Source organism: Jannaschia maritima, assembly GCF_030973515.1.
Taxonomy (GTDB): Bacteria; Pseudomonadota; Alphaproteobacteria; order Rhodobacterales; family Rhodobacteraceae; genus Jannaschia; species Jannaschia maritima.
The window spans coordinates 132,653-146,193 of the sequence record NZ_JARGZA010000010.1 but is presented as its reverse complement, the minus strand read 5'-3'; the positions used below and the strand labels follow the sequence as shown (position 1 = coordinate 146,193).

12 protein-coding genes are annotated in these 13,541 nt (G+C 69.3%); 11 read left to right on the top strand and 1 reads right to left on the bottom strand.

Features of this window, described 5'->3' with window-relative positions:
* The 4 genes from P0084_RS11695 to P0084_RS11680 all read left to right on the top strand — a co-directional run.
* Positions 1-1,053 (top strand): MATE family efflux transporter (locus P0084_RS11695; RefSeq protein ID WP_308917032.1); only part of this gene is annotated, 1,053 nt, incomplete at its 5' end.
* Positions 1,054-1,127: 74 nt separating this feature from the next.
* A complete protein-coding gene (locus P0084_RS11690) occupies positions 1,128-2,240 on the top strand; it encodes an AI-2E family transporter (protein WP_308917031.1) in 1,113 nt (370 codons plus the stop codon).
* Positions 2,237-2,896 (top strand): P-loop NTPase family protein, encoded by a 660-nt coding sequence (locus P0084_RS11685; RefSeq protein WP_308917030.1) that lies wholly within the window; start codon positions 2,237-2,239, stop codon positions 2,894-2,896. Before P0084_RS11690 ends, P0084_RS11685 begins: the two co-directional genes overlap by 4 nt.
* A 169-nt stretch (positions 2,897-3,065) precedes the next feature.
* Positions 3,066-5,261, top strand: a complete 2,196-nt coding sequence (locus tag P0084_RS11680) for an RNA degradosome polyphosphate kinase (RefSeq protein ID WP_308917029.1) — start codon at positions 3,066-3,068, stop codon at positions 5,259-5,261.
* Positions 5,262-5,298: 37 nt separating this feature from the next.
* Here P0084_RS11680 and P0084_RS11675 read toward each other — a convergent pair whose 3' ends face one another.
* Positions 5,299-5,607 (bottom strand): hypothetical protein, encoded by a 309-nt coding sequence (locus P0084_RS11675; RefSeq protein WP_308917028.1) that lies wholly within the window; start codon positions 5,605-5,607, stop codon positions 5,299-5,301.
* A gap of 157 nt (positions 5,608-5,764) precedes the next feature.
* On the opposite strand from P0084_RS11675, the gene P0084_RS11670 reads away from it, so the two are divergent.
* The 7 genes from P0084_RS11670 (at position 5,765) to P0084_RS11640 (ending at position 13,539) form a co-directional block, all read left to right on the top strand.
* Positions 5,765-7,303 carry a Ppx/GppA family phosphatase gene (locus tag P0084_RS11670; RefSeq protein ID WP_308917027.1) on the top strand — a complete coding sequence of 513 codons (1,539 nt, stop codon included), beginning with the start codon at positions 5,765-5,767 and terminating at the stop codon, positions 7,301-7,303.
* On the top strand, positions 7,300-7,719 hold the full coding sequence (gene arfB, locus P0084_RS11665; protein WP_374213643.1) for an alternative ribosome rescue aminoacyl-tRNA hydrolase ArfB: 420 nt from the start codon (positions 7,300-7,302) through the stop codon (positions 7,717-7,719). Before P0084_RS11670 ends, arfB begins: the two co-directional genes overlap by 4 nt.
* 145 nt (positions 7,720-7,864) lie before the next feature.
* On the top strand, positions 7,865-8,422 hold the full coding sequence (locus P0084_RS11660; protein ID WP_308917026.1) for a fasciclin domain-containing protein: 558 nt from the start codon (positions 7,865-7,867) through the stop codon (positions 8,420-8,422).
* A gap of 214 nt (positions 8,423-8,636) precedes the next feature.
* Entirely contained in the window at positions 8,637-9,977 is a 1,341-nt protein-coding gene (gene proS, locus P0084_RS11655) for a proline--tRNA ligase (protein WP_308917025.1), read from the top strand.
* Between the two features lie 115 nt (positions 9,978-10,092).
* On the top strand, positions 10,093-10,800 hold the full coding sequence (locus P0084_RS11650) for a hypothetical protein (protein WP_308917024.1): 708 nt from the start codon (positions 10,093-10,095) through the stop codon (positions 10,798-10,800).
* Positions 10,801-11,600: 800 nt separating this feature from the next.
* Positions 11,601-12,869 carry a lipoprotein-releasing ABC transporter permease subunit gene (locus tag P0084_RS11645; protein WP_308917023.1) on the top strand — a complete coding sequence of 423 codons (1,269 nt, stop codon included), beginning with the start codon at positions 11,601-11,603 and terminating at the stop codon, positions 12,867-12,869.
* Positions 12,862-13,539 (top strand): ABC transporter ATP-binding protein, encoded by a 678-nt coding sequence (locus P0084_RS11640; protein WP_308917022.1) that lies wholly within the window; start codon positions 12,862-12,864, stop codon positions 13,537-13,539. The genes P0084_RS11645 and P0084_RS11640 overlap by 8 nt, the downstream gene beginning before the upstream one ends.
* Positions 13,540-13,541 lie beyond the last annotated feature (2 nt).

The window sequence follows — 13,541 nt, the reverse complement described above, 5'->3', positions numbered from 1 at the left end:
GCACTCCTGACACGCGCCCTGCTGATCGCGGGCGGGGCGGGGGCCGTGCTGATCCTCCTGCAGCCGCTGGTCTTCGCGGCGGCCTTCGCCCTGGCCCCCGCCAGCCCCACGGTCGAAGCGCTCGCCCGCGACTACCTCGCCATCCGCATCTGGTCCGCGCCTGCCGCGATCGCGGTCTATGGTCTGACCGGCTGGCTGATCGCGCAGGAACGTAGCGCGGCTGTGCTGGTGATCCAGCTGGCGATGAACGGGGCGAACATCGCGCTCAGCGTCGCGTTCGTCCTGGGGCTTGGTCTGGGCGTGCCGGGCGTCGCCTGGGCCACCTTCGCCGCCGAATGGGGTGGCGCGGCGCTGGGACTCTGGCTGTGCCGGGACGCCTTTGCCAACCCCGCCTGGCGCGCCCGTGCGCGCGTCCTCGACCCGGCCCGCCTGCGCAACATGGCCACGGTCAACACCGACATCATGATCCGATCGGTCGCCATCCAGGCGATCTTCACGTCGTTCCTGCTTTATGGCGGGGCGTTCGGGGACGTGGCGCTGGCGGCGAACCAGGTCCTGCTGCAATTCCTCTACGTCACGTCCTATGCGATGGACGGCTTCGCCTTCGCGGTCGAAGCGCTCGTCGGACGGTACTACGGCGCGCGCGACCTGCCCCGCCTGCGCCGGTCGGTCCTGCTGACCGGCGGGTGGAGCGTCGCGCTCACCGCCGCGCTGGCACTCGCCTTCGCACTGGGCGGCCCCGCGATCGTCGACCTGATGGCCACCGACCCGGATGTGCGCCGAACCGCCCGCGACTTCCTGCCCTGGATGGTCGCCGCCCCCCTGATCGGCGTCTATGCCTGGATGCTGGACGGCATCTTCATAGGCGCGACGCGGTCGCGGGACATGCGCAACATGATGCTGCTGTCGCTGGCGGTCTATGCCGCGGCCCTTCTGATCCTCGTGCCGCCCCTGGGCAACCATGGCCTATGGGCCGCCCTGATGGTGTCGTTCGCGGTACGCGGCGTCAGCCTGGGCGCGCGGTACCCGGCGCTGGAGCGGGCGGCGGCCTGACGCCGCATCCCGCCTTGCCCCCGCACCCCCGCGCGGGGCATCACGGGCGCGTCCAACCGCCGGAGAGCCGCCCGATGGCACTGCCCGTCCGCCAGCAGACGATCTATTGGGGCATCGCCGCGGCGGTCTTCCTGATCGTGCTGTGGTATCTCGGCCCCGTCCTGCTGCCCTTCGTCGTGGCGGGGGCCATCGCCTACATCTTGGACCCGCTGGCCGATCGGTTGGAGGCGGTGGGACTGCCGCGCGCCGCGGCCACGACCGTCATAACCCTGGCCGCGGTCCTGATCCTGGTCGCGCTGGTCCTGCTGGTCATCCCCACCCTGGTGCGCGAGGGCACGGCGCTGATCCAGGCCGCGCCCGGATACCTCGACGCGCTGCGCGACTGGTTGGAGGTCCGCTTTCCCGACCTGCTGGAGGAGGGGAGCATGCTGCGCAACGGCCTCGACGACGCGGGCGCGCTGGTGCGCGAACGCGGCGGCGCGCTCGTTCAGCAGATCCTCGCGGGCGTGTTCGGCGTGGTCAACGCGCTGGTCTTCATCGTCGTCGTGCCCGTCGTCGCCTTCTACCTGCTTCTGGACTGGGACAACCTGATCGCGCGGATCGACGACCTGCTGCCCCGCGACCACGTCGGCACGATCCGTCGCCTCGCCCGGCAGATCGACGACACGCTGGCCTCCTTCGTGCGCGGGCAGCTGACCGTCTGCCTGATCCTGGGGACGTACTACTCCCTCGGGCTGATGCTGGTCGGGCTTCAGTTCGGCCTGGTCGTCGGCGCGATCGCGGGGCTGGTGACGTTCATCCCCTATGTCGGCGCCATCGTCGGCGGCGCGCTCGCCATCGGCCTGGCGCTGTTCCAGTTCTGGGGCGATTCGGGCGGGGGCACCGACTGGACGTCCATCGCGCTCGTCGCTGGCATCTTCGTGTCCGGTCAGTTCATCGAAGGCAACATCCTGACCCCGAAGCTGGTCGGCAGTTCCGTGGGCCTGCACCCCGTCTGGCTCTTGCTGGCCCTGTCGGCCTTCGGGGCGATCTACGGGTTCGTCGGCATGCTCATCGCGGTGCCCGTCGCCGCCGCGCTGGGCGTCGTCGCCCGCTTCCTCGTGGCCGAATACAAGGACAGCCAACTGTACCAGGGGGCCGATCCCACGCCGCGTCCGCCCCCCCGGCCACGCGACGCCGCCGAATGAACGCGCGGCAGCTGGCCTTTCCCCAGCCCCGCCGCGATGCGAGGGGGCGGGAGGACTACATGGTCACCGCCTCCAACGCGCGGGCGGTCGCCTTGATGGACGGCTGGTCGTCCTGGGCGGACGCCCGCCTGGCCCTGGTGGGACCGCAGGGGTCGGGCAAGTCGCACCTCGCGGCCATCTGGGCCGATGGGGCCGGCGCCCGCATCCTGCCCGCCCGCGCCCTGCGGGCGTCGGACGCCCCCGATCTGGCCACCGGGCCCCTGGCGGTCGAGGACGCGGATCGCGGCGTGGACGAGACGGCGCTGTTCCACCTGTGGAACGCGATGGCGCGCACGGGCCGGCCGCTGCTGCTGACGGGCCGCGCGGCCCCCGCCGACTGGGACGTGGCGCTGCCCGACCTGCGCAGCCGCCTGGCGTCGCTCACGCCCGCCGTGATCGAGGCGCCGGACGACGCGATGCTGTCGATGCTGCTCGTCAAGCTCTTCGCCGACCGCCAGGTCGCGATCCGTCCCGCGCTGGTCGGCTGGTTGCTGCGCCGGATGGAGCGGACCCACCGTGCCGCCATCGACGTCGTAGCCCGGCTGGATGCCGCCGGGTTGGAGCGTGGCCAGCCCGTCAACGAGACCCTGGCCCGGGACGTCCTGGGCGACGACTAGGCCGATCCCGCCGCCGCGCCCGCGTCGCGGTCCCGTCGGATGCGGAGCAGACGTTCCGCAGACGCGGAGCAGACGCCGTGCAGACAGGGGGCCGGCGCCCGTCTGGAAGTTCGCGCCGCGATGCATAGGTTGTGACACTGCCGTCATACCATTCGGATACGCGCCGCGCATGCTCGACGAGTCGCCCCCCAGCCCCGCCGATTTCCTGCACGCCCCCGTGCCGGACCCCGTGGCCCTGGACGACCTGGATCCACTTGGTCCTGAACGGTTTTTCAACCGCGAGCTGTCCTGGCTCGCGTTCAACTGGCGCGTGCTCGAGGAGGCGTCGAACCCCCGCGTCCCCCTGCTCGAACGCCTGCGCTTCCTGTCGATCTCGGCCGCCAACCTGGACGAGTTCACCACCGTCCGCGTCGCCGGCCTCCGCGAACTCGCCCGCGCCGGCAACACCACCCCCGCCGCCGACGGCCGCAGCCCGGCCGAGCAGCTGGTGCTGATCGACGGCGATGCCCGCAAGTTGTTGGAGTCGCAGCAGGAAGTTTGGAAGACGCTGTGCCGGCAGATGCACGATGCGGGCATCCGCATCCTGTCGCCGGAGGACCTGTCCTCCGACGACCGCGCGGCCATGGCGGACCATTTCCTGCGCGCCGTCTTCCCCATCCTGTCCCCCCTGGCCATCGACCCCGCGCATCCGTTCCCCTTCATTCCGAACGAGGGGTTCGCCCTCGCGGTGGAGCTTCGCCGACGCGCCGACGGCCGTGTCCTGCGTGCCCTGCTTCCGATCCCCGCGCAGATCGATCGCTTCATCCGCCTGCCCGACGCGGGCGACGGCACCGTGCGCTTCCTTCCGCTCGAATCCCTACTCCTGCTGCAGATCGGCCGCCTCTTCGCGGGCTACGACCTCGCCGGACACCTCGCCTTCCGCGTCCTTCGCGACAGCGACCTGGAGGTCGAGGAGGAGGCCGAGGACCTGGTCCGCGAGTTCGAGACCGCGCTGAAGCGCCGTCGCCGCGGCGAGATCGTTCGCCTGAAGGTCACCGCGAACGCGCCGGACGCCCTGCTGGACGAGGTGTTGGAGGAAATCGGGATCACCGACGCCGAGGTGGTGCAGGTGGACGGCATGATCGGGCTGGCCAACCTCAAGGAGCTGGTGCTCGACGACTTCCCCCATCTGCTGTGGCCGTCCTTCACGCCGCGTGTGCCCGAACGCGTGCTGGACCACGATGGGGACATGTTCGCGGCCATCCGCTCGAAGGACATGCTGCTTCACCACCCCTACGAGACGTTCGACATGGTCAACCGCTTCCTTGCGCAGGCGGCGATCGACCCGGACGTGGTGGCGATCAAGCAGACGCTCTACCGCACGTCGCGCGACAGCCCGATCGTGGCGTCCCTGTGTGCCGCGGCCGAGGCGGGCAAGACCGTCACCGCCCTCGTGGAACTGAAGGCCCGCTTCGACGAGGCGGCGAACATCCGGCAGTCGCGCCGCCTGGAACGGGCGGGAGCGCATGTCGTCTATGGGTTCACGCAGTACAAGACGCACGCGAAGATCAGCACCGTGGTCCGGCGCGAAGGCGGACGGCTGGTCACGTATTCCCACTTCGGGACGGGCAACTACCATCCGATCACCGCCCGGATCTACACGGACCTGTCGTTGTTCACCTGTGCCCCCGCGCTGGGGCGGGACGCGACGAAGGTGTTCAACTACGTCTCCGGCTATGCGCCCCCCGACGGTTTGGAGAACCTGTCGATCTCGCCGTCATCGCTGAAGGACCACCTGTTGCGGTCCATCGCGGCGGAGGTCGATCACGTCCGGGCGGGCCGTCCCGGCGTGATCTGGGCGAAGATGAACAGCCTGATCGAACCAGACGTGATCGACGCGCTCTATGTCGCCGGGCGGGCGGGGGTCCGGGTGGATCTGGTGGTGCGCGGCATCTGCGGGCTGCGCCCGGGGGTGGAAGGCTTGTCCCCCAACATCCGGGTCAAGTCGATCGTCGGCCGCTTCCTGGAGCACAGCCGCATCGTGTGCTTCGGCAACGGCGGCGGCCTGCCATCGAAGAAGGCCCGCGTCTATATCAGCAGCGCGGACTGGATGGGCCGCAACCTGAACCGCCGGGTGGAAACGCTGGTCGAATGCGTCAATCCCACGGTCAAGGCGCAGATCGTGGACCAGATCATGGCCGCCAACATGGCGGATCTGGCTCAGTCCTGGGTATTGCAGCCCTGCGGAGAATGGGTCCGTGCCGACGTCGCGGACTTGGACAACCCGTTCAGCTGCCATCGCTTCTTCATGGAGAACCCGTCCCTGTCGGGCCGCGGCAGCGCCGGGGCGGGGGATGCGCCGACCCTGACGCATTCGGTGGGGTGACCGGCGTGGCCCCGGGGACGGGGCGCGTTCCGGACCCTCATGCGTTGTTCAGCAGGACGCAGGTGCGGTCGCCGTCGATGACCTGCACGACGCCGATCACCTCGCCGTCGCCGTCGAAGCACACCTCCGTACCGGCGGCGAGGTCGCCCCTCGCCTCGGTCAGGCGACGGACGCCCGCCACCGTGCCGCGTCCGGCCAGCCGGACCGCGCCGGCCGCACCCCGCACGGCGATCTTCGTCACGCCGAGGGCGGCGTCGCCGGTGTTCTCGACGACCTGCCGGGTGGTGCAACCCGTGGTCGCGACGAGAGTTGCGGCGGCGGCGAGCGTGATGGCGAAGCGGATCATGTCGGGTGTTCCCTGCGGTGGTTCGTCGGTGGCGTTCCGGGAAGGCTAGCGCAGCACGGCGTTCCGTCCAACCGCCCCTCCCGAACCGCCGATTGACCAGATCGCCGCCCCCGTGCCACCTGTCCGCCGAAGCGCACCATGCCCGGGGGAAGGCACGATGGTCGACGACGATCCCGAAGGATACGGCCCCTTCGGCAAGCCCCTGTTCGACGGGCCGGAGGCGCGGGACCTGCGGCGGGTGGGGGTGATCGACGTCGGATCGAACTCGGTCCGGCTGGTCGTCTTCGACGGGGCCGCCCGGTCGCCGGCCTATTTCTTCAACGAGAAGATCCTCTGCGGATTGGGCGCGGGTCTGGCGGAGACGGGGCTGCTGAACCCGAAGGGCAGGGTCCGCGCGCTGGCCGCGCTGGAACGCTTCGCCATCCTGGCACGCGGCATGGAGGCCAACTCGCTGACCGCGGTGGCCACCGCCGCGGTGCGGGAGGCCGAGGACGGGCCCGCCTTCCGGGCCGAGGTGGAGGCGCGGACGGGCCTGACCCTGCACGTGATCGACGGCGCGGAGGAGGCGCGGCTGTCTGGGCAGGGGGTCCTGTTGGGATGGCCGGAGGCGTCCGGCATCATGTGCGACATCGGCGGGTCCAGCATGGAACTGGCCGTCCTGGACGGGGGAGCCGTTGGCGGGGCCGTGTCGGGCAAGCTGGGCCCGTTGAAGCTGGACGGCATCAAGGGCAAGGCTAAGCGGCGGACCGAGATAGATTCCGGCCTGGCCACCATGCTGGACACGCTGGGGACGTCGCGCTGCGAACGGCTGTACCTCGTCGGGGGATCGTGGCGGGCCATCGCGCGCATCGACATGGAGCGGCGCGCCTATCCGCTGCACGTCCTTCACGAATACACGATGACCGCCCGCGACCTGCGCACGACCCTGGACTACATCCCCACGCAGGATCTGGCGGAGTTGGGGAAGCGGACCTCGACCTCGCAGGCGCGGATGTCGCTGGTCCCCCTCGCCGCGGAGGTGCTGAGCCGCGTCGCGGCGACCCTTCGGCCGCGCGAGATCGCGATCAGCAGCTATGGGATCCGCGAGGGCCTGCTCTACGAGCAGATGCCCGACATCCTGCGCGAGCGTGACCCCCTGATCGAATCCTGCCGCTTCGCGGAGGCCAAGGACGCGCGCCTGCCCGGCTTCGGACGCGTGCTGTACCGGTTCGTACGACCCCTGTTCGCCCGCGCCGGCGACCGCCGACGCCGATTGATCCGCGCGGCCTGCCTGCTGCACGACGTGTCCTGGCGCGCGCATCCGGACTATCGCGCGGAGGTGTGCTTCGACAACGCGACGCGCGCGAACCTGGGCGGGCTGACCCATTCGGAGCGGGTGTTCCTGGGTCTGGCCCTGCTGCACCGCTACAAGAACAAGCGCGAAGGCACGTCCTTCGCCCCCCTGGCGGATCTGCTGTCCGCCGAGGACATCGCCTCGGCCGAGGTGGTGGGGAAGGCCATGCGGTTCGGTGCAATGTTCAGCGCCCAGGATCCAGGTCTGATGGGCACGCTGCACCACTATCCGAAGAAGCAGGTACTGGAGCTGACCCTGCCCCGAGGCGACGGGGAGGCCTTGTTCGGCGAGGTCGCGGAGGCGCGGTTCAAGTCGCTCGCCGCCAGCATGGGGGCGGAGCCGGTGGTCCGCACGGCGAAGTGAGCCTGCGGATCGACGACCGCGTGTCCCTGGACGATTGGGAGATGACGGAGCAGTTCGTCCGGTCCTCGGGCCCCGGCGGGCAGAACGTCAACAAGGTCAACACCGCCGTCGAGTTGCGGTTCGAGGCCGCGCGCTCCCCCAATCTGTCCGGTCCTCAGAAGGCCCGCCTCAAACGCTTGGCCGGCCGCCGCTGGACGCAGGACGGGGCCGTCGTGATCTTCGCCCAGGACGAACGCAGTCAGGCCCGCAACCGCGACATCGCCCGCGACCGTTTGGCAGAACTGGTCCGCTCCGCGCTCCACGAACCCAAGCGCCGCCGCAAGACCCGCCCCACCCTGGGCAGCGTCCGGCGGCGTCTGGAGGGCAAGAAGCAGAGGGGCGAGGTGAAGAAGCTGCGGGGACGCGTGGATCCCTAGCGCCACCACGGGCTCCCGACCGTGACCGTCTGGCGAACGATCGTCCGGCGGGGCGTCGCGACCGCCGCGCGAAACCTTTGCGGCCCTCCACTCGTGTCTTTGGACATCGCGGCGCACCGACGCGTCGCCCAGCAAGGACCTCACGATGAATCTCAAATCAACCGCCGCCCTCGTCGCAACCGTCATCCTGTTCGGCCACGGCGCCGCCGCCGACGGGCACGCGACCGAGAACCCGATGGTCGGCGGGGCTGCGATGATGGCCGACATGGACATCGTCGACAACGCGGTGAACTCGCCGATCCACACCACGCTCGTCGCCGCCGTACAGGCCGCGGGCCTCGTGGATACGCTGAAATCCGAAGGGCCGTTCACCGTGTTCGCGCCCACGGACGATGCCTTCGCGGCTCTGCCCGCCGGCACCGTCGACACGCTTCTGATGGAAGAGAACCGCGATCAATTGACGAAGGTGCTGACGGCCCACGTCGTGCCGGGCCGCCTGACGTCCGAGGATCTCCTCGGCATGGCGGGAAGCGGAACGGCCGACCTGACCACGGTGTCGGGCGACGCGCTGTCCGTCGGCCTGCGCGACGGCGCGCCGGTGGTCTACGACGAAAGCGGCAACGTCTACGCGATCTCAGTCGCGGACGTCATGCAGTCCAATGGCGTGATCCACGTCGTTGACGGCGTCCTCTTGCCGAACTGATGGGTCCCGACGCACGGGGCGTGCGCTGCACGCGTCCGTCGCCACGGTGATCCCGCACGGGGACCTCGATCCGAAACGGGTCGGGGTCCCTTAGCGTTTCGGGACGCGTGATCGGGCCGGCGCCTAACGCGGGCCCGGGCCCGGCATCGCTCGCTTGCCCCAACCATCGCCCGCGGCTATCGCCCGTCGGGTCATCTGCCCGGAGCCCGACCTCATGCGCCTGTCCCGCTACTTCCTGCCCGTCCTGAAGGAGGACCCCGCCGACGCGCAGATCGCCAGCCATCGCCTGATGCTGCGGGCGGGCATGATCCGGCAGCAGGCGGCGGGGATCTATTCGTGGCTGCCGCTGGGCTGGAAGGTCCTGAAGAACATCGAGGCGATCGTCTATCAGGAACAGCAGCGCGCGGGACATATTCCGATGCTGATGCCCACGATCCAGCCGGCGGAGCTGTGGCAGGAATCGGGGCGGTACGACGATTACGGCAAGGAGATGCTACGCCTGAGCGATCGGCACGGCCGTGACATGCTGTACGGGCCCACGAACGAGGAGATGATCACCGACATCTTCCGTTCCGCGGTGAACTCCTATCGCGACCTGCCGCTCACGCTCTACCACATCCAGTGGAAGTTCCGCGACGAGACGCGCCCCCGGTTCGGCGTGATGCGCGGGCGCGAGTTCTACATGAAGGACGGCTACACCTTCGATCTGACGGAGGACGACGCGAAGCATGCGTACAACCGGCACCTGGTCACGTATCTTCGCACCTACGAGCGGATGGGCCTGCAGGCGATACCGATGAAGGCGGAAGGCGGTCCCATTGGTGGCGACTATACACACGAGTTCCTGATCCTCGCCGATACGGGCGAGTCGGGGGTCTTCTACGACGCCCGGATCGAGGACATCCGGCTGGGCGACCGCGACATCGTCTATGACGACCGCGCGCAGTGCCAAGGCGTGCTGGACGAGTTCACGTCCCTCTATGCCCGTACGGACGATACCCACGACGAAGACGTGTTCGCCGGCACGCCCGCGGAGCACCGGCGGGAGGCGCGGGGCATCGAAGTGGGGCAGATCTTCTACTTCGGAACGAAGTATTCCGATGCGATGGGCGCCACGGTCCAGGGGCCCGACGGCAAGCCCGTCCCGGTCCACATGGGGTCGCACGGCATCGGCGTCAGCCGCCTGGTCGGGGCGATCATCGAGGCGTCGCACGACGAACGCGGCATCGTATGGCCCGAGGGCGTGACCCCCTTCCACGCGGGCATCGTCAACCTGCGCCAGGGCGACGCGGCGACGGATTCCGCTTGCGAGGGGATCTATGCCGAGCTGACGAAGGAAGGTCTGGAACCGCTCTACGACGACCGCGACGAGCGGGCGGGGGCCAAGTTCGCTACGATGGACCTGATCGGCCTGCCCTGGCGAATCACGGTGGGGCCCCGCGGCGTGCAGAACGGCAAGGTGGAATTGACGTCCCGCCGGACGGGCGAGGCGGAGGAAATGTCTCCGGAACAGGCAGTGGCGCGGCTCAAGGATATTTATGCGCTCATCGTTTGAGCACCCGATGAACGCACGAGACCGTTTCCGAAATGAGGACGATATCGGTGTTGCGCTGCGGAGCGGAGAAAGTTAACAGACCTTAACGATCACATCGAAGACCAAGAGGATATTGATGACCCTACGTACCATTACTCTTGCCGCAGTCGCCGCGGCGGTCCCCATGGCCGCTTCCGCAATCTCGGTCACGCAGACATTCCAGGGCTCTACCGGCGCCGACGCGACGGCTGCGCGGGCCGCGTTCAACGCCGCCTTCGGTTCCGTTTCGCAGGTCGAGGACTTCTCCGGCTTCGCGAACGGCACGCTGCTCGACAACACGATGTTCCCGACGACCGGCACCCAGGTCTCGCCGAACGCGCCCAGCGCCGACAACGCGATCGTCGAGGACGTGCTGTTCCTGTCGGTCGACAACACCGGCTCGGCCACCAACCCTGCCAACCCGCTGACGCAGTCGGTCACGATCACGCTGCCGAACGCGACGACGTTCTTCGGGGCCGACTTCGGCGCCAGCGAGGACGGGTTCATTGGGACGAACGGCATCGGCAATGACAGCGGCCTGACCATCGCGTTGGACGGCACCGTCGTCGAGACGTTCACTCTGTCCGATCCGGGCTTCACCGGTTTCTTCGGCCTTCAAGCCGACATGGCGTTCACGACCATCACCTTCGGCAGCGCCGCCATCGGCGGGTTCACCGACGATGACTTCGCGCTGGACAACCTGCAGTTCTCGGATGGCGCGGTCATTCCGGTCCCCGCCGCGCTGCCCCTGCTGGCCGCCGGTCTGGGTCTGATGGGCTGGGTCGGCGCGCGTCGCCGCGGCTGAGACGATCAGTTCGGCTCGCATGGCGAGCCGGTCGTATAGACGGGTAGGGCGGGGTTCGATCCCCGCCCTTCTCTTTTACGCGTAGTCCTGCGTCGCTGTGGAGGCGGCGTCTTGGTCGCGGGCGGGCACGATGGGTCACGGAAGCATCGGCGGTTCCGCGACGTTGCACCTCGCCGGGATGACGGCCTGAGCGGACCCGTCGCTATCCTCTGTCGGCCTTCGGGCATTCTTACGCGGACGGTCCCGGGGGAGCGGTCGCACGGATCAGGGGGATTGCGACAGAACGCTGGCCGCAACGCTCCATGCAGCCTGTCCGGGGATATGCCGGCGCCCATGCCGGCGCCCATGGTCGTGCGGGCGAACGACCCGTCCATCGGTGCGATCTGCTCTACCGGGATCCATTTGCCGGGCACGCCGGTCGGACATGCGTGGCGGCTGCGAGGGGGAACCCAATCGGGCCGATACGCAAGTGATGGAGGTCCCGATGATGCATCCGTCGCACGGCCCCATCGGCCGATTTTGAATAGTCGTAGGGGTGGGGAGCCCCGGTTGGAGCCCCCGGTCCATTGGGAACCGTCCTGGCTGCATCGCGTCCCGCCCTGGCGCGGACCCATCGCAGGGCGTCGCGCCTCGGACCTTCGGATCGGCGAGCCGTTCGCGGTGGGATGGATCGGTCGGCGCGTCGTTTCGCTGCGCCCGCTCTCCCCGTCGCGGTCCACCGTCGTGACGTCGCGCCCCACTTGACCCTACCTCCCAGCCGCCGCACCTAGGTCCCCGACCGACGCGGCCGGGAGGGCCCCATGTTTAAGCCCTTCGAATGGATGATCGCGTGGCGCTATCTGCGCGCGCGTCGGGCGGACGGCGGCATCAGCGTCATGACGTGGATCAGTCTGGTCGGGATCGCGCTGGCCGTCTTCGCGTTGATCGCCACACTCGCGGTGCGGTCGGGCTTCCGATACGAGTTCGTCGGAACCATCGTCGGCGCGAACCCCCATGTGCAGGTCCTCTCGACGGGGCGGGCGTCGGAACGGGGTCCGATCGTGCGGACCTTCGACGACTTCGACGCGCGGACCGAGGCCCTGGCGGCGGTGCCGGGCGTGACGCATGCGGCGCCCGTGGTCGAAGGGCAGGTGATGGCGTCTGCCAACGGCCGCAACGCGGGGGTGCAGGTCATTGGCATCCGGCCGGCCGACCTCGCTGCCATCCCCCGCGTGGCCGAACCGGAAACCGCCGCCGGCAGCCTGGACGACTTCGAGGGGGGCATCGCGATCGGCGCGGGCATCGCGCGCAACCTGGGTCTCACGGCAGGCGACAGCATCCGGATCATCTCGCCCGACGGGGTACGGACCGCATTCGGCACCTCGCCCCGGGTGAAGGCGTACACCGTCGCATACGTGTTCCAGGTTGGTCGGTACGACATCGATGGGGTCCGCGCCTATCTGCCGTTGGCCGAGGCGCAGGATTACTTCAATCGCCAGGGGCAGGTGGACCAGATCCAGATCACGACCGCAGACCCCGAAGGCGTGGGGGACCTGGCGCCCGCCCTGGCGCGCGCGGCGGGCGACGACGCCTATCTCTGGACGTGGCGGGACAGCAACGGCGCCTTCCTCCAGGCCCTGCAGATGGAGGACAACATCATGTTCATCATCCTGTCGATCCTCGTGCTCATCGCCACGCTCAACATCACCTCCGGCCTGGTGATGCTGGTCAAGAACAAGGGGCGGGACGTCGGCATCCTTCGAACGATGGGATTGTCCCAGGGCTCGATCCTGCGGGTCTTCTTCCTGTGCGGCGCCAGCATAGGGGTGGTCGGGACGACGATCGGCGTCGTGCTCGGGTGCGCCTTCGCGATCTGGATCGATCCGATCTTCGAGATCGTGAACTGGGTCGCCGGCGGCGGCGTCTGGCAGCCGTCGGTCCGCCTGCTGTCCACCCTTCCGGCACGCCTGGAATGGGGCGACGTGCTGTCCGCCGTCGCGCTGTCGCTGGGCCTGTCCTTCTTCGTCACCCTGTTCCCCGCCCGTCGTGCGGCCCGCATGAATCCGGTCGAAGCCTTGCGCTATGAATGACGTGCTGCGCCTGGCCGGCGTCACGAAGGCCTATGGTCAGGGTACAGCCGCACGGGTGGAGGTGCTGGCCGGCATCGACCTGACGCTGTGCGCCGGCGAGGTCTGCGCGTTGGTCGCCCCTTCGGGCGCCGGCAAGTCGACGCTGCTGCACATCGCGGGGCTCCTGGACGCGCCCGATGCGGGGACCGTGGCCGTCGCCGGCGCGGACATGTCGACTGCGGATGACCGGACCCGGACCCGTGCGCGGCGCGACCGCATCGGTTTCGTGTACCAGTTCCATCACCTCCTGCCGGAGTTCACGGCGCTCGAGAACGTCGCCCTGCCGCAACTCGCCGCTGGACGGGACGGCGGCACGGCGCGGAACCGCGCCCGCGACCTGCTGTCCCGCGTGGGCCTGTCCCACCGCGAAACGCATCGCCCGGCGGAGCTGTCGGGGGGCGAGCAGCAGCGCGTCGCCTTCTGCCGGGCGCTGGCCAACGCCCCGGGGCTCCTGCTGGCGGACGAGCCGACCGGCAACCTCGACCCCGCGACGTCCGACACCGTCTTCGATGCCCTGGTCGCATTGGTTCGCGATACGGGGATGGCCGCGCTGATCGCGACGCACAACCTCGACCTCGCGGCACGGATGGATCGGATGGTCAGGCTGGACGGGGGGCGGCTGTCGACCTGACC

Excerpts from the sequence above, each read along its gene's own strand:
- P0084_RS11690 (WP_308917031.1), top strand. The coding sequence starts at position 1,128 with ATGGCACTGCCCGTCCGCCAGCAGACGATCTATTGGGGCATCGCCGCG.
- P0084_RS11685 (WP_308917030.1), top strand. The coding sequence starts at position 2,237 with ATGAACGCGCGGCAGCTGGCCTTTCCCCAGCCCCGCCGCGATGCGAGG.
- P0084_RS11680 (WP_308917029.1), top strand. The coding sequence starts at position 3,066 with ATGCTCGACGAGTCGCCCCCCAGCCCCGCCGATTTCCTGCACGCCCCC.
- P0084_RS11675 (WP_308917028.1), bottom strand. The coding sequence starts at position 5,607 with ATGATCCGCTTCGCCATCACGCTCGCCGCCGCCGCAACTCTCGTCGCG.
- P0084_RS11670 (WP_308917027.1), top strand. The coding sequence starts at position 5,765 with ATGGTCGACGACGATCCCGAAGGATACGGCCCCTTCGGCAAGCCCCTG.
- P0084_RS11660 (WP_308917026.1), top strand. The coding sequence starts at position 7,865 with ATGAATCTCAAATCAACCGCCGCCCTCGTCGCAACCGTCATCCTGTTC.
- proS (WP_308917025.1), top strand. The coding sequence starts at position 8,637 with ATGCGCCTGTCCCGCTACTTCCTGCCCGTCCTGAAGGAGGACCCCGCC.
- P0084_RS11650 (WP_308917024.1), top strand. The coding sequence starts at position 10,093 with ATGACCCTACGTACCATTACTCTTGCCGCAGTCGCCGCGGCGGTCCCC.
- P0084_RS11645 (WP_308917023.1), top strand. The coding sequence starts at position 11,601 with ATGTTTAAGCCCTTCGAATGGATGATCGCGTGGCGCTATCTGCGCGCG.
- P0084_RS11640 (WP_308917022.1), top strand. The coding sequence starts at position 12,862 with ATGAATGACGTGCTGCGCCTGGCCGGCGTCACGAAGGCCTATGGTCAG.